The 22257-nt window shown below is 61.0% G+C and carries 18 protein-coding genes; 10 read left to right on the forward strand and 8 right to left on the reverse strand.

Annotated features, from left to right (window positions below):
• Positions 1 to 64: 64 nt before the first annotated feature.
• Positions 65 to 1834 (reverse strand): bifunctional isocitrate dehydrogenase kinase/phosphatase, encoded by a 1770-nt coding sequence (aceK, locus tag V7714_RS13290; protein WP_335710171.1) that lies wholly within the window; start codon positions 1832 to 1834, stop codon positions 65 to 67.
• Positions 1834 to 2424, reverse strand: a complete 591-nt coding sequence (locus V7714_RS13295; RefSeq protein ID WP_335710172.1) for a pseudouridine synthase — start codon at positions 2422 to 2424, stop codon at positions 1834 to 1836. The genes aceK and V7714_RS13295 overlap by 1 nt, the downstream gene beginning before the upstream one ends.
• 159 nt (positions 2425 to 2583) lie before the next feature.
• Here V7714_RS13295 and icd point away from each other — a divergent pair, with 159 nt between their 5' ends.
• On the forward strand, positions 2584 to 3816 hold the full coding sequence (icd, locus tag V7714_RS13300) for an NADP-dependent isocitrate dehydrogenase (RefSeq protein ID WP_290332996.1): 1233 nt from the start codon (positions 2584 to 2586) through the stop codon (positions 3814 to 3816).
• A gap of 433 nt (positions 3817 to 4249) precedes the next feature.
• Here the strand turns inward: icd and V7714_RS13305 are convergent, their stop codons facing one another.
• Positions 4250 to 4453, reverse strand: coding sequence for a cold-shock protein (locus tag V7714_RS13305; protein WP_284198174.1), 204 nt, complete (start codon positions 4451 to 4453; stop codon positions 4250 to 4252).
• A 312-nt stretch (positions 4454 to 4765) separates the two neighbouring features.
• Here V7714_RS13305 and clpS point away from each other — a divergent pair, with 312 nt between their 5' ends.
• Both clpS and clpA read left to right on the forward strand, forming a co-directional pair.
• On the forward strand, positions 4766 to 5074 hold the full coding sequence (clpS, locus tag V7714_RS13310; protein ID WP_284198175.1) for an ATP-dependent Clp protease adapter ClpS: 309 nt from the start codon (positions 4766 to 4768) through the stop codon (positions 5072 to 5074).
• Positions 5074 to 7347, forward strand: a complete 2274-nt coding sequence (gene clpA / locus V7714_RS13315) for an ATP-dependent Clp protease ATP-binding subunit ClpA (protein WP_335710173.1) — start codon at positions 5074 to 5076, stop codon at positions 7345 to 7347. Before clpS ends, clpA begins: the two co-directional genes overlap by 1 nt.
• Positions 7348 to 7407: 60 nt before the next feature.
• Here the strand turns inward: clpA and V7714_RS13320 are convergent, their stop codons facing one another.
• The 5 genes from V7714_RS13320 to V7714_RS13340 form a co-directional block, all read right to left on the reverse strand.
• Positions 7408 to 8166 (reverse strand): SDR family NAD(P)-dependent oxidoreductase, encoded by a 759-nt coding sequence (locus tag V7714_RS13320; RefSeq protein WP_335710174.1) that lies wholly within the window; start codon positions 8164 to 8166, stop codon positions 7408 to 7410.
• Positions 8167 to 8286: 120 nt separating this feature from the next.
• On the reverse strand, positions 8287 to 9417 hold the full coding sequence (gene dapE, locus V7714_RS13325) for a succinyl-diaminopimelate desuccinylase (RefSeq protein WP_335710175.1): 1131 nt from the start codon (positions 9415 to 9417) through the stop codon (positions 8287 to 8289).
• 13 nt (positions 9418 to 9430) lie between these two features.
• Positions 9431 to 9781: an ArsC family reductase gene (locus V7714_RS13330; RefSeq protein ID WP_335710176.1), complete on the reverse strand. Its 351-nt coding sequence runs from the start codon at positions 9779 to 9781 to the stop codon at positions 9431 to 9433.
• Between the two features lie 62 nt (positions 9782 to 9843).
• Positions 9844 to 11007 carry a PilT/PilU family type 4a pilus ATPase gene (locus tag V7714_RS13335; RefSeq protein ID WP_335710177.1) on the reverse strand — a complete coding sequence of 388 codons (1164 nt, stop codon included), beginning with the start codon at positions 11005 to 11007 and terminating at the stop codon, positions 9844 to 9846.
• A 105-nt stretch (positions 11008 to 11112) separates the two neighbouring features.
• Positions 11113 to 12801, reverse strand: coding sequence for an AMP-binding protein (locus V7714_RS13340; protein WP_335710178.1), 1689 nt, complete (start codon positions 12799 to 12801; stop codon positions 11113 to 11115).
• 340 nt (positions 12802 to 13141) lie between these two features.
• Between V7714_RS13340 and rimP the strand changes: the two genes are divergently transcribed.
• The 7 genes from rimP to pnp all read left to right on the forward strand — a co-directional run bounded on the left by rimP (position 13142) and on the right by pnp (position 22238).
• Entirely contained in the window at positions 13142 to 13573 is a 432-nt protein-coding gene (rimP, locus tag V7714_RS13345; RefSeq protein WP_308447086.1) for a ribosome maturation factor RimP, read from the forward strand.
• Positions 13574 to 13666: 93 nt separating this feature from the next.
• On the forward strand, positions 13667 to 15163 hold the full coding sequence (gene nusA / locus V7714_RS13350) for a transcription termination factor NusA (protein WP_284198183.1): 1497 nt from the start codon (positions 13667 to 13669) through the stop codon (positions 15161 to 15163).
• Positions 15164 to 15193: 30 nt separating this feature from the next.
• Positions 15194 to 18052, forward strand: a complete 2859-nt coding sequence (gene infB / locus V7714_RS13355; RefSeq protein ID WP_335710179.1) for a translation initiation factor IF-2 — start codon at positions 15194 to 15196, stop codon at positions 18050 to 18052.
• Between the two features lie 145 nt (positions 18053 to 18197).
• On the forward strand, positions 18198 to 18584 hold the full coding sequence (rbfA, locus tag V7714_RS13360) for a 30S ribosome-binding factor RbfA (RefSeq protein WP_284198185.1): 387 nt from the start codon (positions 18198 to 18200) through the stop codon (positions 18582 to 18584).
• The gene (truB, locus tag V7714_RS13365) at positions 18556 to 19488 is read left to right on the forward strand and encodes a tRNA pseudouridine(55) synthase TruB (protein ID WP_335710180.1); all 933 of its coding nucleotides are present in this window, start codon (positions 18556 to 18558) and stop codon (positions 19486 to 19488) included. The genes rbfA and truB overlap by 29 nt, the downstream gene beginning before the upstream one ends.
• A gap of 98 nt (positions 19489 to 19586) precedes the next feature.
• A complete protein-coding gene (rpsO, locus tag V7714_RS13370) occupies positions 19587 to 19856 on the forward strand; it encodes a 30S ribosomal protein S15 (RefSeq protein ID WP_284198187.1) in 270 nt (89 codons plus the stop codon).
• A 216-nt stretch (positions 19857 to 20072) separates the two neighbouring features.
• Entirely contained in the window at positions 20073 to 22238 is a 2166-nt protein-coding gene (gene pnp / locus V7714_RS13375) for a polyribonucleotide nucleotidyltransferase (RefSeq protein WP_442891144.1), read from the forward strand.
• The last annotated feature ends 19 nt before the right edge of the window (positions 22239 to 22257 follow it).

Genomic DNA, 22257 nt, shown 5'->3' on the forward strand with positions numbered 1-22257 from the left:
TGGACACATGAAAAAGCGCCACCGGAAACTTTCCGGCGGCGCTTTTTTTTGCGTGGCTGAGGGGCTAGGCCGTCGAGTCGGTGGCTTGGCCGAACAGGTGGCAGAAACGCAGTTCGTGCGGGTAGGGGTAGAAGTCTTCCACGTGGCCGGCGCGGATGCGGTCCTGCCGGCTACGCCAGAATCGGGGATTGAGCAGATCGCGATGGTGCTGCAGGAACACCCGTCGTATCTCGCTGGGCCCCAGCAGGAAGCGGGCGAACTCTTCCGGGAAGACATCGTTGCGGGCGACCGGATACCAGGGCTCGCTGGCCATTTCCATCTCGGGCGAGGGGGCCTCGGGTATCTCGCGGAAATTGCAGTCCGTCATGTACTCGATTTCGTCGTAGTCGTAGAACACGACGCGGCCGTAGCGGGTGATGCCGAAATTCTTGAACAGCATGTCGCCGGGGAAGATATTGGCCGTGGCCAGCTCCCGGATGGCGTTGCCGTAATCGGCCACGGCCATTTCCAGCTGCTCGGTGGTGGCGCGGTTGAGGAAGAGGTTGAGCGGCTCCATGCGGCGCTCGATATAGAGGTGGCGGATGACGACTTCGTGCTCATCCTCCTCCAGCAGGCTGGGGGCCAGCGTGCGCAGTTCGGTCAGCAGCTCCTCCGTAAACCGGGCCTTGGGCAGTGCCACATTGCTGAACTCCAGGGTATCGGCCATGCGGCCTACCCGGTCATGCTGTTTCACCAACTGGTATTTGGCGCGGACTATCTCCTGGGTGACATCCTTGGTGGGGGCGATCTCGTCCTTGATCAGCTTGAACACATAGGGGAAGGAGGGCAGGGTGAATACCAGCATCACCAGGCCACGTATGCCGGGGGCGACGATGAAATCATCGCGGGAATGGCGCAGGTGGTGCATCAGGTCGCGGTAGAACACGGTCTTGCCCTGCTTGGCCAGCCCCAGCATGGTATAGAGCTCGGCCTTAGGCTTGAATGGCAGCATGGAGCGTAGAAAGCCCACATAGCCAGAGGGCGAGGCCATGTCCACCATGAAATAGGCCCGGTTCAGCGAGAACAGCACCGCGATGCGGCGTGGTTCCAGCAGCAGGGTGTCGAGGCAGAGGCGGCCGTACTGGTCGTGCAGTACGGGTACGGCGAACGGGTATTCCACCCCGCCGTTGACGGCCTTGCCGATGATATAAGCGGCCTTGTTGCGGTAAAAGGCGCTGGATAGCACCTGTATCTGGAAGTTCGCCTCGATCTCGGGCCACTTGCCGCCCACGTGCTGCAGCGCCGTCTGGATGACATAGTCGATATCACGATCGAGGTCGGCGAAATTGCGATCCCAGCTGAAGTCCTCGACGATGCGGCGCAGGCTACGGCGAAAGCCGCCGGCGCGGGGGTAGTAGCTACGGTAGGTGGGCGGATCGGACTCGATGTATTCGGTCGAGATGGCGGGCCGCACAAAGATGAAATCGTTGTGAAAGTAATTGCGGTGCAGAATCTTGCAGCAGACCGAGTTGAAGAAGGTTTCCGCCAGCTCGGGCTGCTTGTGGTTGACCAGCATGCCGATGAACAGCAGTTTGGCCTGTTGCCAGATATCGTCATCCAGCCAGTCGGCGTGGAATTCCTCGTGCAGCCTTGCCACGCACTCGTCCACCCGTTCATCGTAAAAGCGTATCCGCTCTTTGGAGGCAGACTGCACGGCATGCCAGTCGCCCGCCTCGAAGCGGGCCTTGGCTGCCCGGCTCACCTGCCGGAAGATGCTGTAATGGCGGTCAAAGCCATCGATCAGAGCCTGGGCGATGGCAATCGCCTTGGGGTGTTGGCCGGCGGGTATCAGCATCAGGGCCTCATGGGCTTGCGTGGGTTGCGGGGAGGGGCGGTGGGTGGCAGGTCGACGCTGAGCTGGCGCCATGCGCCGGGAGTGATGCCCTCCAGCGTCCAGTCGCCCACCTGTACGCGTATCAGCCGCAGGGTGGGCAGGCCCACCTTGGCCGTCATGCGCCTGACCTGGCGGTTCTTGCCTTCGCGTATGGTCAGGGCGATCCAGCTGTCGGGTATGAATTTCCGCACCCGTATGGGCGGTGTGCGTGGCCAGATATCGGGTGGGGCCAGCCGCTCCGCTAGGGCGGGCAGGGTGGTGAAGTCGCCCAGGTCCACGCCACGGCGCAGGGCAGCCAGGGCGTCATCGCTGGGGCTGCCCTCCACCTGTACCCAATAGGTCTTGGGCAGTTTGTGGCGCGGGTCGGCTATGTGGGCCTGCAGCTTGCCGTCATTGGTCAGCAGCAGCAGCCCCTCCGAGTCGGTATCCAGCCGCCCGGCAGGATAGAAGCCCGGCGCGTCGATATGGTTCGACAGGGTGGGGTGCAGGGCGTGGTCAGAGAACTGGGTGATCACGCCATAAGGTTTGTTGAACAGGATGACATCAGGCATATATACGGCCGAACTGGCAGAAAAGCAGGGTTTTGCCCGATAATAGCAAGGTTTACAACGTGAGATGACCCGCTGCACGTTGTGCCAAGAACTCGAATCAAGCAAGGGCTGTCACAAGCAGCCATCCCTACCCCCCAAGCAAACTCTTTCGGAGCAGGCATGAGCACTCAATCGCACATCAAGGTTCCCGCTGGTGGTCAGAAGATCGTCCCCGGCCAGGCCATTCCCGATCAACCCATCATCCCTTTCATCGAAGGTGACGGCATCGGTATCGACATCACCCCGGTGATGAAGAAGGTGGTGGATGCGGCCGTGGCCAAGGCCTATGGCGGCAAGAAGCAGATACACTGGATGGAAATCTACGCCGGTGAAAAGTCGACCAAGGTCTATGGCTCCGACGTTTGGCTGCCGGAAGAGACCATGGCCGCACTGAAGGACTATGTGGTCTCCATCAAGGGCCCGATGACCACCCCGGTAGGCGGCGGCATCCGTTCGTTGAACGTGGCCCTGCGCCAGGAGCTGGACCTCTACACCTGTCTGCGTCCCGTTCGTTACTTCACTGGCGTACCTTCGCCGCTGAAGCGTCCTGACCTGACCGACATGGTGATCTTCCGCGAGAACACCGAGGACATCTACGCCGGTATCGAATGGGCGTCGGAATCCGAAGGCGCCAAGAAGGTGATCGGCTTCCTGCAGAACGAGATGGGCGTGAAGAAGATCCGCTTCCCGGCCACCTCCGGTATCGGCATCAAGCCGGTTTCGAAGGAAGGCACCGAGCGCCTGGTGCGCAAGGCCATCCAGTACGCCATCGACAATGGCCGCAAGAGCGTGACCATTGTGCACAAGGGCAACATCATGAAGTTCACCGAAGGTGGCTTCCGTGATTGGGCTTATGCTCTGGCCAAGAATGAATTCGGCGGCGTCGAGATTGACGGCGGCCCGTGGCTCAAGCTGCCTGGCGGCATCGTGATCAAGGATGTGATCGCCGATGCCTTCCTGCAGCAGATCCTGCTGCGTCCGGCCGAGTACGATGTGGTGGCTACCCTGAACCTGAATGGCGACTACATCTCTGACGCCCTGGCGGCCCAGGTTGGCGGTATCGGTATCGCTCCAGGTGCCAACCTGAGCGACGATGTGGCCATGTTTGAAGCCACCCACGGCACCGCACCCAAGTATGCCGGCCAGGACAAGGTGAACCCCGGTTCGCTGATCCTCTCGGCTGAGATGATGCTGCGCCATATGGGCTGGACCGAAGCGGCCGATCTGATCATCAGCTCCATGGAAAAAGCCATCGGCGACAAGCAGGTCACCTATGACTTTGCCCGCCTGATGGACGGCGCCACCGAAGTCAGCTGTTCGGCCTTTGGCGATGCCATGATTGCCCGCATGTAATTGCGCGCAAGCCTGCCGTTCGTCGGCAAGACAAAACCCCGCTCAGGCGGGGTTTTGTTTTTGCTGAGGCAGGTTTCGACTGCCTTGGGCAATTTGGCGCTGTAGGCGGTCTTTTGGCGGCTTTGGGTGGGGTCTGGCTGTGTTGGGTGCCTGATGGGCCTGGCGTGGCGCCTGGTGTCGTTAAAGCGCCGTTGCCGGCGATTTCTGGCGGGCCGGGATGCCTGGTGGCGGTTGGTTCGCATGGCCGACTTGCGGTGGCCTGGCTGGTATCGTCAAACCGGGCTGGCGGCGGCGATCTGGTAGGGCTGTGGGCAGGTAATTTTGTTACAAATACAGGGCTAGCACATCTGCTAGTGATTGCCCGGAAGATTGGGGCAACAAAAAACCCCGCCTAGGCGGGGTTTTTTGACGCTTGCACGAAACTTCGGAACGCTTAGGCGTTCTGAATGTTCGACGCTTGCTTGCCCTTGGGGCCTTGGGTCACTTCGAAAGAGACCTTTTGGCCTTCCTTCAGGGTCTTGAAGCCATTCATGTTGATCGCCGAGAAGTGGGCGAACAGGTCTTCACCACCATCATCGGGGGTGATAAAACCAAAACCCTTGGCGTCGTTAAACCATTTGACGGTACCAGTTGCCATTGTGCTAATTCCTCAATTGCGGGTGCGAAGATAAAAGCGGCGAGCCGCTTGGGTGTTGTTATGGTTCAAGGCTCGCAAGACTGGCACTTCTATGTACTACGCAATCGCGTACAGCCGACAGCCGGTACTAGCTTCCAACTTGAATCCAAACGTTTGCCTTGTACCCCCCGCCGAATATGGCCGTCAAGCACCCTATGTGTGCCGCTTGGCGGGTTGTAGGGGAAATACATCACAAATACACCACTTGAAATGCTGGCGGCACGGGCCAAAATTAGGTAACAGTAGCAACTGCTCTTCTCACACAACTTGATCATGGCCATAAAGCACAACGACGGCGTTGAACTCGCCAAGTCACCAACCCGAGTCAAACCACCGTCGATGTACAAGGTGCTGCTGCTCAACGACGACTTCACACCTATGGAGTTTGTGGTGGTGGTACTGCAGCAGTTTTTTGCAATGGATCATGAACGGGCCAACCGTGTGATGCTCCAAGTACATACGGAGGGTAAGGGTGTTTGCGGGTTGTATCCCAAGGATGTGGCGGCGACCAAGGTCGCGCAGGTAATGGATTTTTCACGGCGGCATCAGCACCCGCTACAGTGCGTCATGGAGGAAAACTGATGATTGCCCAGGAACTCGAAGTAAGCCTGCATACGGCTTTTGTGGAGGCGCGTCAGAAACGCCACGAATACATCACGGTGGAACACCTCCTGTTGGCCATGCTCGACAACCAGAGCGCGGCGGAAGTGCTGCGCGCCTGCGGCGCCAAGATCGACCAGTTGCGCCGCGAACTGACCGACTTCGTGGCGGAGCACACGCCCATGGTGGCCGGTACTGGCGAGGTGGAGACCCAGCCCACTATCGGTTTCCAGCGCGTGATACAGCGTGCCATCCTGCATGTGCAGTCGTCCGGCAAGAAGGAAGTGACGGGTGCCAACGTGCTGGTCGCCATCTTCGGCGAAAAGGATTCACACGCTGTCTACTTTCTGCATCAGCAGGGAATCACCCGGCTGGATGTGGTCAATTTCATCTCCCACGGCATCAGCAAGGTGGCGCCGCAATCGGGCGGCCAGGCGGCGCCCAAGGGCGGGGAGGCGGAGCACGAGAGCGAAGCGGAAACCCAGAACCATGGTGCGTTGGAGAGCTTTACCCTGAACCTGAACCAGGCCGCCAGCCAGGGCCGTATCGACCCCTTGATCGGGCGTGACGCCGAGATCGAGCGGGTGATACAGGTGCTGTGCCGTCGGCGCAAGAACAATCCCCTGCTGGTGGGCGAGGCTGGCGTGGGCAAGACGGCCATTGCCGAGGGCCTGGCCAAGCGCATCGTCGATGGCGAAGTGCCTGACATCCTGGTGGATGCCACGGTCTACGCCCTGGACATGGGCGCCTTGCTGGCGGGCACCAAGTACCGTGGTGATTTCGAGCAGCGCCTCAAGGCGGTGATCAAGCAACTGGGCGAGGATCGCAATGGCATCCTGTTCATTGACGAGATCCATACCGTGGTGGGGGCAGGTGCGGCTTCAGGTGGTACGCTGGATGCCTCCAACCTGCTCAAGCCGGCGCTGAGCAATGGTGCACTCAAGTGCATAGGCGCCACCACCTATACCGAGTTCCGCGGCATATTCGAGAAGGACAATGCGCTCAGCCGTCGCTTCCAGAAGATAGACGTGAGCGAGCCCACCATCGAGCAGACGGTGGAGATACTCAAGGGGCTCAAGAGCCGCTTCGAGGAGCACCATGGCGTCAAGTACACGGCGGCGGCGCTGGCTACGGCGGCTGAGCTGTCGGCCAAGTACATCAACGACCGCCACCTGCCCGACAAGGCCATCGATGTGATAGACGAGGCTGGCGCGGCGCAGAAGATACTGCCCAAGTCGCGGCAGAAGAAGACCATAGGCAAGGGTGAGGTCGAGGAGATTGTGGCCAAGATCGCCCGTATTCCGCCCAAGAATGTGTCCAGCGACGACCGCAACGCGCTCAAGACCCTGGATCGTGACCTGAAGAACGTGGTGTTTGGTCAGGAGAAGGCCATTGATGCACTGGCGGCTTCGATCAAGATGGCCCGTGCTGGCCTGGGCAATCCGCAAAAGCCCATCGGCTCCTTCCTGTTCTCTGGCCCGACCGGGGTGGGCAAGACTGAGGTGGCGCGGCAACTGGCCTATACCCTGGGTATCGAGCTGATTCGCTTTGACATGTCGGAATACATGGAGCGCCATGCGGTCAGCCGGCTGATAGGCGCGCCTCCCGGCTATGTGGGGTTCGATCAGGGCGGGCTGCTGACCGAAGCCATTACCAAGCATCCTTACGCCGTGCTGCTGCTGGATGAGATCGAGAAGGCCCATCCGGACATCTTCAACGTGCTGCTGCAGGTGATGGATCACGGTACGCTGACTGACAACAACGGCCGCAAGGCGGATTTCCGCAATGTGATCATCGTCATGACCACCAATGCGGGGGCTGAATCCCTGAACAAGGCCAGCATAGGCTTCACCAACAACAAGGCGGTGGGGGACGAGTTGGCCGAGATCAAGCGGCTGTTTACGCCGGAGTTCCGCAATCGGCTGGATGCCACCATCAGCTTTGCCCCGCTGACTCAGGAGATCATCCTGCAGGTGGTGGACAAGTTCCTCATGCAGCTGGAGAGCCAGTTGCACGAGAAGAAGGTGGAGGCCCACTTCAGCGAGGCGCTCAAGGCCTATCTGGCACGCAAGGGTTTCGACCCGCTGATGGGCGCCAGGCCGATGTCGCGCCTGATTCAGGACACCATACGCAAGGCACTGGCAGACGAGTTGCTGTTTGGCAGGCTGGCCGGTGGTGGCGAGGTGACCATTGATGTCGATGAGGCGGATGTGGTCAGGCTGGATATCAAGGAAGTGGCTGCCGAGCCGGCCTGAGTTGGCTGGCAGGCAAGAAGACGCCCCGCAATGCGGGGCGTTTTTTCTTGTGGCCGGGCGTCAGGCTTGCCTATGTATGGCCAGGGGGCCGGGGGCCTGGCAGGTGGGCATCATCTCGATGACGTTGATGTTGACGTGGGGGGGCAGGCTGGCCAGCCATTCCACCGTGGCGGCAATATCGTCCGGCAGTAGCGGCTGGGTGCCCTGGTAGACGCTGGCGGCCTTGGCGTCATCGCCCTTGAAGCGCACGTTGGAGAATTCGCTGCCGCCAGCCAAGCCGGGTTCTATGCTGCTGACCCTGACGCCGGTACCGAGCAGGTCGGCCTTGAGGTTGAGGCTGAACTGGTGCACGAAGGCCTTGGTGGCGCCATAGACATTGCCGCCAGGGTAGGCGTAGTCGCCGGCAATGGAGCCGATGTTGATGATCAGGCCGCGGTTGCGGGCCACCATGCCGGGCAGGACGGCATGGGTGACGGCTGCCAGACCCAGGCAGTTGGTATCTATCATGGTCTGCCAGTCGTCCAGGCTGGCGCCTTGCGCTGGGGCCAGGCCCAGGGCCAGACCGGCGTTGTTGACCAGCAGGTCGATGGCGGCCCAGTCGCCAGGCAATGTGGTGAGCGCAGCGCGTATGGCCTGGCGATCACTGACGTCCAGCGGCAGCGCCAGTACCTGGCCGGGATGCTGGTCGGCCAGTGCGGCCAGCTTGTCTTGCCGGCGGGCGGCGGCGATCACGCGGTAGCCGCGTGCCAGCAGGCGCTGGGCGGTGGCCAGACCAAAGCCGCTGCTGGCTCCGGTGACGAGGGCAATAGGTTGGGTCATGGGGGTATCCTGGCGTCGGTTAAGGGTGGGTCGCCTGTGGTTAAGTAGGTGTTCAAAGTCTTTTCGACAGCGGGGCGTATCGCGGGGCGAAACGCGAGGCGAAAAGGCTTGGACGGTGCACTAAGACAGCAGGTGCTCCAGGGTGCGGCGATAGATGGCCGACAGCCTGGGCAGATCGGCTACGGTCACGCATTCATTGAGCTTGTGTATGGTGGCATTGAGCGGGCCGAACTCCACTACCTGGGGGCAGATGGCGGCGATAAAGCGGCCATCGGAGGTGCCGCCGCTGGTGGACAGCTCGGCCAACTGGCCGGTCTCGGCCTGTATGGCGGTCTGCAGCGCTTGCGACAAGGCGCCTGGCTCGGTCAGGAAGGGGCGGCCGCTCAAGGTCCAGGCTATGGCGTAATCCAGGTTGTGGCGATCCAGTATAGCGTCCACCCTGTCGCGCAGGCTCTCGGCCGTGCTGGCGGTGCTGTAGCGGAAGTTGAACTGCACCACCAGCTCACCCGGAATGACATTGGTGGCGCCAGTGCCAGCGTGGATATTGGATATCTGCCAGGTGGTGGGGGGGAAGTAGGCGTTGCCCTCATCCCACACGGTGACAGCCAACTCGGCCAGTGCCGGGGCGGCTTCGTGTACCGGGTTGCGAGCCAGGTGGGGGTAGGCGATATGGCCTTGCACCCCGTGTATGGTGAGCTTGCCCGAGAGCGAGCCGCGCCGGCCATTCTTGATGGTGTCGCCGAAGACCTGGGCCGAGGTGGGCTCGCCAACGATGCAGTAGTCCAGGGTCTCCCCTCTTGCGGCCAGGGTTTCTACCACCCTGACCGTGCCATCCAGTGCCGGGCCTTCTTCGTCGGAGGTGATCAGGAAGCCGATGGAGCCGGCGGGTTCCGGGTGCTGGCCTAGAAAATCCTCCACCGCCGTGATAAAGGCCGCCAGCGAGGCCTTCATGTCGGCGGCGCCCCGGCCGTAGAGCTGGCCATCGCGGATTGCCGGCGCAAACGGTGGGCTGTGCCATTGATCGCGCGGGCCTGTGGGCACCACATCGGTGTGGCCGGCAAAGCATAGCAGCGGTGCTGCCGTGCCCCGGCGCGCCCAGAAATTGTCTACCTCGCCATGGCGCATGCGCTCTATGGAGAAGCCCAGGGCGGCCAGCCGCGCTATCAGTATGTCCTGGCAGCCGGCATCGGCGGGGGTGATGGAGTCCAGGCCCACCAGTTGCTGGGTCAGTAGCAGGGTAGGGTCGGTCATGGCGGGTGTGGGCCTAAGTTGCGATCAGCCGGGCATATTGGTCGGGCTTGAAGCCGACGGTCAGTTGATCGCCGTGCTCAAGCACCGGTCGCTTGATGACGGAGGGTTGCTCCAGCATCAGGGCGATGGCGCTGCTGGCATCCACCACCTGGGCCTGGCGGGCCGGGTCCAGCTTGCGCCAGGTCGTGCCCTGTTTGTTGACCAACGGCTCCCAGCCTACCTTGGTGACCCAGCCAGCCAGTTGGGTGGCATCCACCCCTTGCTTCTTGAAATCGTGGAATTCATGCGCCTGGCCGTGTTCATTGAGCCAGCTGCGGGCTTTCTTGACGGTGTCGCAGTTGGGTATGCCGTGCAGTTTCATCATGTATAGGGATGGCGGTTGATGCCGGGCAGCTTGCCCGGCCAGGATAGGCCCGGCCTGGCGGCTCAGTGCAGGTCGATATCGAAGCTGATCTCGGGCTCGGCCGGCGTGGTGCGGGCGGCATCGGACTGCGCGCGCTTCTGGCTGCGCTCGGCGTCTTTTTCTTCCTGCGACTGGGCGTTGTTGATCAGCCAGGCCAGGTTGGTGGCCGAGTCGGCATTGGTCATGGCCTCGTCGTAGGTGATCTCGCCTTCGCGATAGAGCTTGTACAGGGCCTGCTCAAAGGTCTGGGAGCCCTGATAGAGGCTTTGCTCCATGGCCTCCTTCATCTGGTCGATCTCGCCGTTCTTGATCAGCTCGGCAATCCGGCTGGAGTTGACCATGACTTCCACTGCAGGGGTCAGCTGGCCCTGCTTGTTCTTGACCAGGCGCTGCGAGATGACCGCCTTGAGCGCGACGCTCAAGTCCATCAACAGGCTCTCGCGGGCTTCATGCGGGAAGAAGTTGATGATGCGGTTCATCGAGTGGTAGCTGTTGTTGGCGTGCAGCGTACTGATGATCAGATGGCCTGCCTGGGCATAGGTCAGGGCATGCTGCATGGTCATCTTGTCGCGTATCTCGCCTATCATCATGACGTCGGGCGCTTCCCGCATGGCGTTCTTCAGCGCATCGGAGAAGCTGTGGGTGTCTATGCCCACTTCGCGCTGGCTGACGATGCTCTTGCGATGGGGGTAGATATACTCGATCGGGTCTTCGATGGTGAGTATATGGCCCGGCGAGGTGGTGTTGCGGTGCTCCAGCATGGCGGTAATGGTGGAGGTCTTGCCCGAGCCGGTGGAGCCGACCACGAAGATCAGGCCCCGCTTCTCCATGATCAGCTGCTTCAGTGCGTCGGGCAGGCGCAGGTCATCTATGGTGGGCGAGATCGCCTTGATATAGCGAACCACGATGCCTACATTGCCGCGCTGGCGGAAGATGTTGATACGGAAGTTGCCTATGCCCTCGATGGGGTGGCCGAAGTTCATTTCCCATTCCGATTCGAACGTGGCCCTTTGGTCCTCGGTCATCAGCTCGTAGGCCAGGGTCTGCACATGGGCGGACTCCAGTACCTGCTTGTTCACCGGGTAGAGCACGCCCTGAATCTTGACCTGCACCGGGCTGCCTGCGGTAACGAACAGGTCGCTGGCCTTTTTCTCGGCCATCATCTTGAAGAAGGGAAGCAGGTTCATGAGTGTCTTTGCATGAGCGGATTTATGCCATCAGTTTAGCACGGCAAAAAAGGCAAACCCGCCATAGAGCGGGTTTGCCTTGGTCTTGCCGGTATGCAGCGGAGCTTACTTGGCCTTGGCCAGCTCCTCGTCGCGCAGGGCGCGGCGCAGAATCTTGCCCACATTGGTCTTGGGCAGCTCGGTGCGGAATTCGACGTACTTGGGCACCTTGTAGCCGGTCATGTTCTTCTTGCAGTGCTCGATGACGGCGGCGTCTGTCAGCGTGGCATCCTTCTTCACCACGAATATCTTCACCACTTCACCGGACTTGTCGTCAGGAATGCCGATACAGGCCACTTCCAGCACGCCGGGGTGCATGGCGACCACGTCTTCCACTTCGTTGGGATAGACGTTGAAGCCCGACACCAGGACCATGTCCTTTTTGCGATCAACCAGCTTGACGAAGCCATCGGGATGCACGATGGCCATATCGCCGGTGGCCAGCCAGCCATCTGCGTCGATGACCTTGGCGGTTTCTTCCGGGCGGTTCCAGTAGCCCTTCATGACCTGCGGGCCCTTGATCCAGAGCTCGCCGGCCTCGTCGAAGCCCAGTTCCTTACCGTCGGCATCGCGCACCTGGATGTCGGTGGAGGGCACCGGCAGGCCGATTGCGCCGTTGTAGGTCTTGAGGTTCATGGGGTTGATACAGGCGGCCGGCGAGGTCTCGGTGAGGCCGTAGGCTTCGATCAGCGGTACGCCGGTCATTTCCTTCCAGTGCTCGGCCACGGCTTTCTGTACCGCCATGCCGCCACCCAGCGCCAGCTTCCAGGTGCGGAAATTGACGTTCTTAAAATCCGGATTGTTGGTCAGGGCATTGAACAGGGTGTTCACGCCCGTCATGCAGGTAATGGGGAACTTGTTCAGTTCTTCCACAAAGGCCGGGATGTCGCGCGGATTGGTGATCAGCACGTTCATGCCGCCTATCTTGGAGAACACCATGCAGTTCGCCGTCAGGGAGAAGATATGGTACAGCGGCAGGGCGCAGACGATGACTTCCTTGCCTTCTTCCACCAGTGGCCTGAGCCAGGCGTGGGCCTGCTGCATGTTGGCGATGATGTTGCGGTGGGTCAGCATGGCGCCCTTGGATACGCCGGTGGTGCCACCGGTGTACTGCAGGAAGGCAATGTCGTCGTGGCCGACCGGGACCTTCTTCAGCTCGTGACGGCGACCGATGGCCAGGGCGCCGTTGAAGCTGACCGCCTGCGGCAGGTTGTAGGCCGGCACCATCTTCTTCACGTGCTTGAGCAGGAAGCTGATGATGGAGCCCTTGAAGCCCAGCATGTCACCCATTTCGGTGACGATGACGTTCTTCACCGGGGTCTTGCCTATGACTTCGGCCAGCACATGGGCGAAGTTGGCGACGATGATGATGGTGGTGGCGCCGGAATCCTTGAGCTGGTGCTCCAGCTCGCGGGGGGTGTAGAGCGGATTGACGTTGACGACGGTGAGGCCGGCGCGCAACACGCCGAACACGCAGACAGGGTATTGCAGCAGGTTGGGCATCATGACCGCGACGCGTTCGCCCTTGCCCAGCTTCAGTTCATGCTGCAGGTAGGCGCCCAGATCGCGCGAGGCGGCTTCCACCTCGCCATAGTTCATGGTGCGGCTGGCGAACTTGATCGAGTTGGCGAAAGCTGGCCGGTCAGCGAATTTCTTGGCGCTTTTCTCGAAGACCTCGCCCGCCGACTGGAATTCGTTGACGTCGATTTCGGCGGGAACGCCGGACTGATACTGGTTCAACCAGATTTTTTCCATCTCTGCTGTCTCCGTGTCTGCTGGTCTTTGTGCTGCCCGTCGGGGCAGGGGCGGTATCATTATTACTGGCTGACCCTTGCGGCATGGGGCTTGCAAGCCCGTGCTGCAAGCCGTGTCACAAGGCTCAATCGCATCCTTGCACCACCGGCTGGCACTGTACCGGAATAGCCAAAGTTGCGCCAAGTGCCAACCAAGCACATGCTCAGTCAATACAACAGCTGTATTAGTAATGCTATTGGGGTTCCGTTTCCGCCGCTAAGTCGCTAAAATAGCGGGGATTTCAATTCTTTGTGTATCTGAAGTGGGCTCGAGGGCCCATTTTTCATTTCTGCGGCGCGCTATGGACATGCAACGTTTGTTGGACACCACGCTACCTGGCCTGGGTTATGAGCTGGTTGATCTGGAGATCGGCCGGGATGGCTTGGTGCGGGTGTTTATCGACAGCCCGACGGGCATCACGCTGGATGACTGTGTGAAGGTGAGCAATCATCTCTCCCACTTGTTCACCGTGGAGAACGTGCCCTATGAGCGCCTGGAGATTTCCTCGCCGGGCCTCGATCGTCCCTTGAAGAAGGAGGCGGACTTCGTCCGTTTTGCGGGGCAACAGGTGAAGATCAAGTTGCGCGTGCCGCTGGAAGGTGGCCGCAAGATGCTGCAAGGCGAATTGAAAGGCATCTCCGATGGCAAGGTGGAGGTGCTGCTGGCCCCTGACCAGTTGGTGGCGGTGCCCCTGGCGCAGATCGACCGGGCGCGTTTGGTGCCGGTGTTCTGAGGCGCTGTTCGAGAGAACGGATGCTGTGCGGGATAGGGGTTTTTAGAGATTGGGGCCTGTGCCCGAAGCGATACGGTTGGAGGTATTCGAGAAATGAGTCGTGAAATCCTGTTGCTGGTCGATGCCTTGGCGCGCGAGAAGAACGTAGCGCAAGACATCGTGTTCAGCGCGCTGGAAATGGCGCTGGCCTCGGCCACCAAGAAGCGGTATGTCGATGATGTGGATGTACGCGTGGCGATAGACCGCGTCTCCGGTGATTATGAAAGCTTCCGTCGCTGGGAAGTGGTCGAGGACAACGACCATGAAGAACCCTCGCGTCAGTTTGCGATCACCGACGTGAAGGAAAAGGGTCTGGCGCTGACGATAGGCGACTTCTACGAGGAGCCGCTGGAGCCCATCGAATTCGGCCGTATCGGCGCCCAGACTGCCAAGCAGGTGATCCTGCAGAAGATCCGCGATGCTGAGCGCGAGCAGATCCTCAATGACTTCCTGGATCGCAAGGAGCACCTGGTAACCGGCACCATCAAGCGCATCGAGCGTGGCAATGCCATCGTCGAAGTGGGCAAGCTGGAAGCCAAGTTGCCGCGTGAGCACATGATCCCCAAGGAAAACCTGCGGGTCGGTGACCGAGTTCGTGCCTATCTGGTCAAGATCGACCGCGATGGCCGTGGCGCGCAACTGATACTGAGCCGCACGGTGCCTGAATTCATCGCCAAGCTGTTTGAGTTGGAAGTGCCGGAAATCGAGGAAGGCCTGATCGAGATCCGTGGTGCTGCCCGTGATCCGGGCGCGCGCGCCAAGATCGCCGTCAAGTCCAACGATCCACGGGTAGACCCGCAAGGCACCTGTATCGGCATGCGCGGTTCGCGCGTGCAGGCGGTGACCGGTGAGCTGGCGGGTGAGCGCGTGGACATCGTGCTGTGGTCGGCCGATCCGGCGCAGTTCGTGCTGGGCGCCCTGGCGCCGGCCGAAGTGCAGAAGATCATGGTGGACGAGGAAAGCCACAGCATGGACGTGGCTGTGGACGAGGAAAATCTCGCCATGGCTATCGGCCGCGGTGGCCAGAACGTGCGCCTTGCCGCCGAGCTGACGGGCTGGAACCTCAACATCATGACGCTGGAGCAGGTTGAGCAGAAGCACGAGGTGGAATACGCCAAGGTGCGCGAGCTGTTCATGGCTGCCCTGGATGTGGATGAAGAAGTGGCCGAGATCCTGGTGCAGGAAGGATTCGGCAGCCTGGAAGAAGTTGCGTATGTGCCCATCGACGAGATGCTGGATATCGACGGCTTTGACGAAAACCTGGTGAACGAGCTGCGTAGCCGCGCTCGTGATGCCCTCTTGACCCAGGCAATTGCCAAGGAAGAACAGGTCGAGAACAGCGTTGAAGAGTTGCAGCACCTGGAGGGCATGACCCCCGATATCGCTCGCGCGCTGGCCAGCAATGGCATAGCTACCCGCGACGACTTGGCCGAGCTGGCTGTGGACGAACTGGTCGAGATGACCAGCATGGACGCTGAAGCCGCCAAGCAATTGATTATGACCGCCCGCGCCCACTGGTTTGAACAAAACCAGGCGTTCGAGCAGCAGTAAGCCGGACACGGCAAGGAGACGGGAGCCAGAATGAGTCAAATGAACGTTAGCCAATTTGCGGCCGATCTTAGGATGCCGCCGCAGCATCTGTTAGACCAACTACGCGCAGCCGGCGTGGACAAGGCCGGTGTCGATGACGCCTTGACCGAACAGGACAAGACCAAGCTGCTGGCCTATTTGCGCAGCGTGCATGGTTCGGCCATGGACAAGCCCAAGGTCACTCTGGCGCGTAAGCAGACCAGCGAGATCAAGAAGTCCGACGCCACGGGCAAGGCCCGCACCATCCAGGTGGAAGTGAAGAAGAAGCGCGTGTTGCTGACGCCTGAGGCTGCGGCCAGTGCCCAGCCCGAGGCCGATGCCCATGTGGCGGAGCCGGTGATTGAGGCGGCCGTGGTGGCTGAGCCGGTTGCTGTGGCAGAAGCCGTGGTGGTGGCCGAGGCTGTCGTGGAAGCCGCACCGGTGGTTGAAGCTGCGCCCGTGGTCGAGGCGGCGCCTGAAGTGGTGCCCGAGCCGGTGGTGGAAGCCCCGGTTGCCGTGGTGGCTGAGCCCAAGGTGGAAGCCAAGCCCAAGCAGGACAAGCCCAAGGCCGAAGAGAAGGCCAAGCTTGAGCCCAAGGTGGAGCCGGTAGCGGCCCCCGTGGCTGAGGTGGCAGCCCCTGCACCAGCTGCTGCGCCGCTGTCGCGCGCCGATGTGCTGGGCCAGGCTGAACTGGATGCCCGTGAAGTGCAGGCTGCCCGCCAGCGCGCCCTGTTCGAGCGCCAGGCTGCCGATATCAAGGCCAAGCAGGACCGCGAAGCTGCCCGCAAGGCTGCGCAGGAAGCCGCTGCCAAGGCAGCGGCCGAGGCTGCTGCTGCACCCAAGAAGCCCGCCAATACCGAACATACCCTGCACCGTGCGCCCAGCAAGCCGGGCGAGGTCAAGAAGGATGCCAAGCCGGCTGCTGCCGACGTGAAGAAGGCTGCCGCACCCGCCAAGGATGGCTGGGGTGATGGCGCCAAGCGCCGTGGTGGCCTCAAGACCCGTGGCGGCGATACCGGCACGGGTGGCTGGAAGAGTGGCAAGAAGGGTGGCCGTGGCAAGGGCGGTGGTGGTGACGATAACAACGCCCACGGCTTCCAGGCACCCACTGAGCCTATCTCGCGCGAAGTCGATGTGCCGGAAACCATCTCGGTGGCCGATCTGGCCCACAAGATGGCGGTCAAGGCTGCGGAAGTGATCAAGGTGCTCATGAAGATGGGCATGATGGTCACCATCAATCAGGTGCTGGACCAGGAAACGGCCATGATCGTGGTCGAGGAAATGGGCCATCAGGCTGTTGCTGCGCGCCTGGATGATCCGGAGACCTATCTGGATGGCAGCGAAAAGCAGGAGCATGAACTGCTGCCGCGCGCCCCGGTGGTGACCGTGATGGGTCACGTCGACCACGGTAAGACCTCGCTGCTGGATTACATCCGTCGCGCCAAGGTAGCGGCGGGCGAAGCCGGCGGGATTACCCAGCATATCGGTGCCTACCACGTGGAAACCGAGAAGGGCATGATCACCTTCCTCGATACCCCTGGTCACGAAGCGTTTACCGCCATGCGTGCCCGTGGTGCCAGTGCGACCGATATCGTGGTGCTGGTGGTGGCTGCCGATGACGGCGTGATGCCCCAGACTATTGAAGCCATCCACCACGCCAAGGCCGCCAAGGTGCCTATCGTGGTGGCGGTGAACAAGATCGACAAGCAGGGCGCCAATATCGAGCGCATCCGCCAGGAACTGGTGGCTCACGAGGTGGTGCCCGAGGATTGGGGTGGTGATACCCAGTTCATCGAGGTGTCGGCCAAGATGGGTACCAATATCGACGGTCTGCTGGATGCCATCCTGCTGCAAGCCGAAGTGCTGGAACTGACTGCACCGGTAGATGCACCTGCCAAGGGCCTGATCATCGAAGCCCGCCTGGACAAGGGCCGTGGCCCGGTCTCCACCATGCTGGTGCAGTCCGGTACCCTGCGCAAGGGCGATGTGGTGCTGGCCGGTGGTGTGTTCGGCAAGGTTCGCGCCATGCTGGATGAGAACGGTAAGAACATCAACGAAGCCGGTCCTTCGATTCCGGTCGAGATACTCGGCCTGTCGGAAGTGCCGAATGCCGGTGAAGACGCCATGGTGCTGTCGGACGAGCGCAAGGCGCGTGAAATCGCCCTGTTCCGTCAAGGCAAGTTCCGTGATGTGAAGCTGGCCAAGCAACAGGCCGCCAAGCTGGAGAACATGATGGCAGCGATGGCCGATGGCGAGGTGCAGAACCTCCCCATTATCATCAAGGCCGACGTGCAAGGCTCCTTCGAGGCGCTGTCGCAAAGCCTGCAGAAGCTGTCTACCAACGAAGTGCGCGTCAACATCCTGCACTCGGGCGTGGGTGGCATCACCGAATCCGACGTCAACCTGGCGCTGGCTTCCAAGGCTGTCATCATCGGCTTCAACGTGCGTGCCGATGCCATGGCCCGCCGTCTGGCCGAGAACGAAGGCGTGGATGTGCGCTACTACAACATCATCTACGACGCCGTGGATGAGGTGAAGGCTGCGCTGTCGGGCATGCTGGCGCCGGAGAAGAAGGAGCAGATCATTGGTTCGGTCGAGATCCGTCAGGTCTTCACCGTGTCCAAGGTTGGCTCCATCGCCGGCTGTCTGGTGCACGAAGGCGTGGTCAAGCGCGGTGCCGGCGTACGCCTGCTGCGTAACCACGTGGTTATCCACCAGGGCGAGCTGGAAAGCCTCAAGCGCTTCAAGGACGACGCCAAGGAAGTCAAGGCGGGCTTTGAGTGCGGTCTGCAACTGAAGAACTACAATGACATCCAGGAAGGCGACATGCTGGAAGTCTTCGAGATCATCGAAGTGGCCCGTACCCTGTAAGCCGTAAATGGGCGGGGCGTGCGGTGCGCCGGCCCTGCTGCATCGACAGGCGCGAAGCCCGACTGGGCTTGGCGCCTGTTGTACTTTGAGAATTCAACATGGCGTGAGGGCTGTAAGCCGGCTCTCACGCCCGAGGCCATACATCATGCCTAAAGACTTTACCCGCTCCGATCGGGTGGCCCAGCAGATGCAGCGCGAGCTGGCAGAGCTGATCCGCCTGGAGCTGAAAGACCCGCGTATCGGTTTTGTCACGCTGACTGGCGTGGAAGTGACCCGTGACATGAGCCATGCCAAGGTGTTCTACACCCTGATGAAGGGCGATGAGCTGGAGTCGCAGTACACTCTGAATCGCTCGGCGGGCTGGTTGCGTAGCGAGCTGTCCAAGCGCATCAAGCTGTTCAAGATGCCTGAGCTGCATTTTGAATACGACCGCTCGGTCGAATATGGCATGTCGCTGGACAAGCTGATAGACCAAGCCATGCAGACTACCGGGCCGGCTGACGATGAAGCAGACGCAGATAAAAAGGATTAAGCGACCGGTGCACGGCGTGCTGTTGCTGGACAAGCCCTATGGGGCTTCCAGCAACCAGGCCCTGCAGAAGTGTCGCTGGCTGCTGCAGGCGGAGAAGGGCGGCCACACTGGCGTGCTGGATCCCCTGGCGACCGGCCTGCTGCCACTGTGTTTTGGCGATGCCACCAAGTTTGCCCAGCGCATGCTGGATGCAGACAAGCGCTATGTCGCCACGCTCAAGCTGGGGGTGACCACCACCACGGGCGATGCCGAAGGCGAAGTGCTGGATACCCGGCCGGTACAGTGTGACCGGGCGGCAGTGGACGCCGCGGTGGCGCGTTTTGTCGGCGAGATCGAGCAGGTGCCACCGATGTATTCGGCGCTCAAGCACGACGGCAAGCCCCTGTATGAATATGCGCGGGCGGGCATCACGCTGGAACGGGAGGCGCGCCGCATCACCATCTACGGCATCGAGGTGCTGCAATTTGCAGGCGACGAGTTGGTGCTGGATGTGCGCTGCAGCAAGGGGACTTATATCCGTACCCTGGCAGAGGACATTGCTGCATTGCTGGGTTGCGGTGCCCATCTGATAGGCCTGCGGCGCACCCAGACGGCGGGTTTCAGGCTGGAGGATGCCATCACGGTTGAGCAGTTCGAGGCCCTGGCGCTGGAACAGCGCGATGCCTTGCTGCTGCCGGCCGATAGCCTGCTGGCGGATTTGCCAGCCGTGACGCTGGATGCCGCCCAGACCGATAAGCTAACCCACGGATTGTCCGTGCGTTTTCCATCAGATGATGGGATAATCCCCGGCTTGCGCGTTTATGGCGACACCGGTGCTGGGCAGCCGACCTTTCTGGGCTTGGCTGAATTGACCGACCAGGTGCTGTCTCCGCGCAGATTGCTGTCTACTGTGGTTCACAGTTGATGGCGGCCCGGAAGCCAGGAGGGGTTGGCGGCATAGCCGACTCGCCTTGCTCGTCTGCACCGCTGAACGGTGCTTTTTAGTATGTGGAGTTACACAAAATGGCAGTGACCGTCGAACAAAAAGCCGAGATCGTCAAGCAATACCAACGTGCCCAGGGCGACACCGGTTCCCCCGAAGTGCAGGTTGCCCTGCTGACGGCTCGTATCAACGACCTGACCGGCCACTTCAAGGCTAACGCCAAGGATCACCACAGCCGTCGTGGTCTGCTGAAGATGGTTAACCAGCGTCGCAAGCTGCTGGCCTATTACAAGCGCACCAACCTGGATGGCTACCGCGAGTTGATCGCCAAGCTGGGTCTGCGTAAGTAAGCGTTTCAAGAAAAGCCGCTGCTAACTGCAGCGGCTTTTTGCATTTCAGGACCGGGCACTGCTGCGATGCGCCACAGGGCGCATGGCAGGAGTCTCTGCTCCGTACTCTGTTGGGCGTGAAGTGGTTCCGGCCACGCCCTGCGGCAAGCAAGCTGGCTGGAACCCCGGCGTCGGTTTATGCAATCACCGAATTCAGCGCGTCGGCGGATATGGGTCATGGTCGCTGGACATGACCAGTCGAAAAGGACGAAAAGCGTGTTCAATCGCATCTCCAAATCGTTTGCCTACGGCAAGCACACTGTTACTCTCGCAACCGGCGAGATTGCCCGTCAGGCCTCCGGCGCCGTGATGGTTTCCATGGACGATACCGTGGTGCTGGTCACCGTGGTGGGCGCCAAGAATGTCAAACCCGGCCAGGATTTCTTCCCCCTGACCGTGGACTACCAGGAACGTACTTACGCCGCCGGCAAGATCCCTGGTGGTTTCTTCAAGCGCGAAGGTCGCCCTTCGGAAAAAGAAATCCTCACCTCGCGCCTGATTGATCGCCCCATCCGTCCGCTGTTCCCGGAAGCCTTCTACAACGAGATCCAGATCGTCGCCACGGTGATGTCGGTGGATCCCGAGATTGATCCGGACATCCCTGCGCTGATCGGCGCCTCGGCCGCCCTCGCCATCTCCGGCCTGCCGTTCCAAGGCCCTATCGGTGCTGCCCGCGTGGGTTACGCCAATGGCCAGTACCTGCTGAACCCCACCAAGGCCGAACTGGCTGAGTCGCAGCTGGACCTGGTGGTAGCGGGCACCGCCCAGGCCGTGCTGATGGTGGAATCCGAAGCACAGGAACTGTCCGAGTCCATCATGCTGGGTGCCGTGGTGTTCGGCCACGAGCAGATGCAGGCTGCCATCAACGCCATCAATGCCCTGGCTGATGAAGTGAACCCCGAAGTTTGGGACTGGCAGGAGCCTGCTGTGGATGAGGCCCTGGTGGCCCAGGTCAGCGCCCTGTCCGACGAAGGCCTCAAGCTGGCTTTCCGTATTCCGCAAAAGCAGCTGCGCGTGGCGCAGATCAACGACACCTGGGCCAAGGTCAAGGCAGCGCTGATCGACGAGAATACCGACACCCTGCGTGCCAACCAGATCAAGGATATCTTCCACGGCCTGGAAGCCAAGATCGTCCGTAACCAGATCCTGGACGGCTACCCCCGTATCGATGGTCGCGACACCCGTACTGTGCGTCCTATCGAGATACGCACCGGCGTGCTGCCGCGTACCCACGGCTCGGCGCTGTTCACCCGTGGTGAAACCCAGGGCATCGTGGTTGCCACCCTGGGCACCAAGCTGGATGAGCAGAAGATCGATGCGCTGATGGGTGAATACACCGACCGCTTCATGCTGCATTACAACTTCCCTCCCTACTCGACCGGTGAAACCGGCCGTGTCGGTACGCCCAAGCGCCGCGAAATCGGCCATGGTCGCCTGGCCAAGCGCGCGCTGATCGCCGTGCTGCCCAAGAAGGAAGACTTCAGCTACTCCATGCGCGTGGTATCGGAAATCACCGAGTCCAACGGTTCGTCCTCCATGGCTTCGGTTTGTGGCGGCAGCCTGGCGCTGATGGATGCGGGTGTGCCCCTGAAGTCGCACGTGGCCGGTATCGCCATGGGCCTGATCAAGGAAGGCAACCGTTTTGCCGTGCTGTCCGACATCCTGGGTGACGAAGATCATCTGGGCGACATGGACTTCAAGGTGGCCGGTACCGAACTGGGCGTGACCGCCCTGCAGATGGATATCAAGATCAACGGCATCACCAAGGAAATCATGCGGGTGGCGCTGGATCAGGCACAGGAAGGCCGCCTGCATATCCTCGGCATCATGAAGGGTTCGCTGGACCACGCCCGTGAGGAAGTGTCGCAGCATGCACCGCGCCTCTACACCATGAAGATCAATCCGGAGAAGATCCGTGACGTGATCGGCAAGGGTGGCGCCGTGATCCGTGCCCTGACCGAGGAAACCGGTACCCAGATCGATATCCAGGATGATGGCACCATCACCATTGCATCGGTTTCCAGCGACGGTGCCGATGAGGCCAAGCGCCGCATCGCCGAAATCACCGCTGAAATCGAGATCGGCAAGATCTACGAAGGCCCGGTGATCAAGATCCTGGACAAGAACGTGGGCGCCATCGTGCAGATCATGCCGGGTCGTGACGGCCTGGTGCATGTGAGCCAGATCGCCAACGAGCGCGTCAACAATGTGGCCGACTACCTGAAGGAAGGTCAGATTGTTCGCGTCAAGGCGCTGGAGCAGGATGAGAAGGGCCGTGTGCGCCTCAGCATCAAGGCGGCGCTGGCTGATGAAGCCGCACCCGCTGCACCCGCCGAAGCCTGATCATCAGGTTGAAAGCAGA

It is taken from the genome of Chitinimonas sp. JJ19, assembly GCF_036961565.1.
Lineage (GTDB): Bacteria > Pseudomonadota > Gammaproteobacteria > Burkholderiales > Chitinimonadaceae > Chitinimonas.

What these genes read in the sequence shown, in the direction of transcription:
- clpS (WP_284198175.1), top strand. Translation starts at nt 4,766, where the DNA reads ATGGCCATAAAGCACAACGACGGCGTTGAACTCGCCAAGTCACCAACC.
- icd (WP_290332996.1), top strand. Translation starts at nt 2,584, where the DNA reads ATGAGCACTCAATCGCACATCAAGGTTCCCGCTGGTGGTCAGAAGATC.
- infB (WP_335710179.1), top strand. Translation starts at nt 15,194, where the DNA reads ATGAGTCAAATGAACGTTAGCCAATTTGCGGCCGATCTTAGGATGCCG.
- aceK (WP_335710171.1), bottom strand. Translation starts at nt 1,834, where the DNA reads ATGCTGATACCCGCCGGCCAACACCCCAAGGCGATTGCCATCGCCCAG.
- dapE (WP_335710175.1), bottom strand. Translation starts at nt 9,417, where the DNA reads ATGACCGACCCTACCCTGCTACTGACCCAGCAACTGGTGGGCCTGGAC.
- rbfA (WP_284198185.1), top strand. Translation starts at nt 18,198, where the DNA reads ATGCCTAAAGACTTTACCCGCTCCGATCGGGTGGCCCAGCAGATGCAG.
- rpsO (WP_284198187.1), top strand. Translation starts at nt 19,587, where the DNA reads ATGGCAGTGACCGTCGAACAAAAAGCCGAGATCGTCAAGCAATACCAA.
- pnp (WP_442891144.1), top strand. Translation starts at nt 20,073, where the DNA reads ATGGTCGCTGGACATGACCAGTCGAAAAGGACGAAAAGCGTGTTCAAT.
- nusA (WP_284198183.1), top strand. Translation starts at nt 13,667, where the DNA reads ATGAGTCGTGAAATCCTGTTGCTGGTCGATGCCTTGGCGCGCGAGAAG.
- V7714_RS13340 (WP_335710178.1), bottom strand. Translation starts at nt 12,801, where the DNA reads ATGGAAAAAATCTGGTTGAACCAGTATCAGTCCGGCGTTCCCGCCGAA.
- rimP (WP_308447086.1), top strand. Translation starts at nt 13,142, where the DNA reads ATGGACATGCAACGTTTGTTGGACACCACGCTACCTGGCCTGGGTTAT.
- clpA (WP_335710173.1), top strand. Translation starts at nt 5,074, where the DNA reads ATGATTGCCCAGGAACTCGAAGTAAGCCTGCATACGGCTTTTGTGGAG.
- V7714_RS13330 (WP_335710176.1), bottom strand. Translation starts at nt 9,781, where the DNA reads ATGATGAAACTGCACGGCATACCCAACTGCGACACCGTCAAGAAAGCC.
- truB (WP_335710180.1), top strand. Translation starts at nt 18,556, where the DNA reads ATGAAGCAGACGCAGATAAAAAGGATTAAGCGACCGGTGCACGGCGTG.
- V7714_RS13295 (WP_335710172.1), bottom strand. Translation starts at nt 2,424, where the DNA reads ATGCCTGATGTCATCCTGTTCAACAAACCTTATGGCGTGATCACCCAG.
- V7714_RS13320 (WP_335710174.1), bottom strand. Translation starts at nt 8,166, where the DNA reads ATGACCCAACCTATTGCCCTCGTCACCGGAGCCAGCAGCGGCTTTGGT.
- V7714_RS13305 (WP_284198174.1), bottom strand. Translation starts at nt 4,453, where the DNA reads ATGGCAACTGGTACCGTCAAATGGTTTAACGACGCCAAGGGTTTTGGT.
- V7714_RS13335 (WP_335710177.1), bottom strand. Translation starts at nt 11,007, where the DNA reads ATGAACCTGCTTCCCTTCTTCAAGATGATGGCCGAGAAAAAGGCCAGC.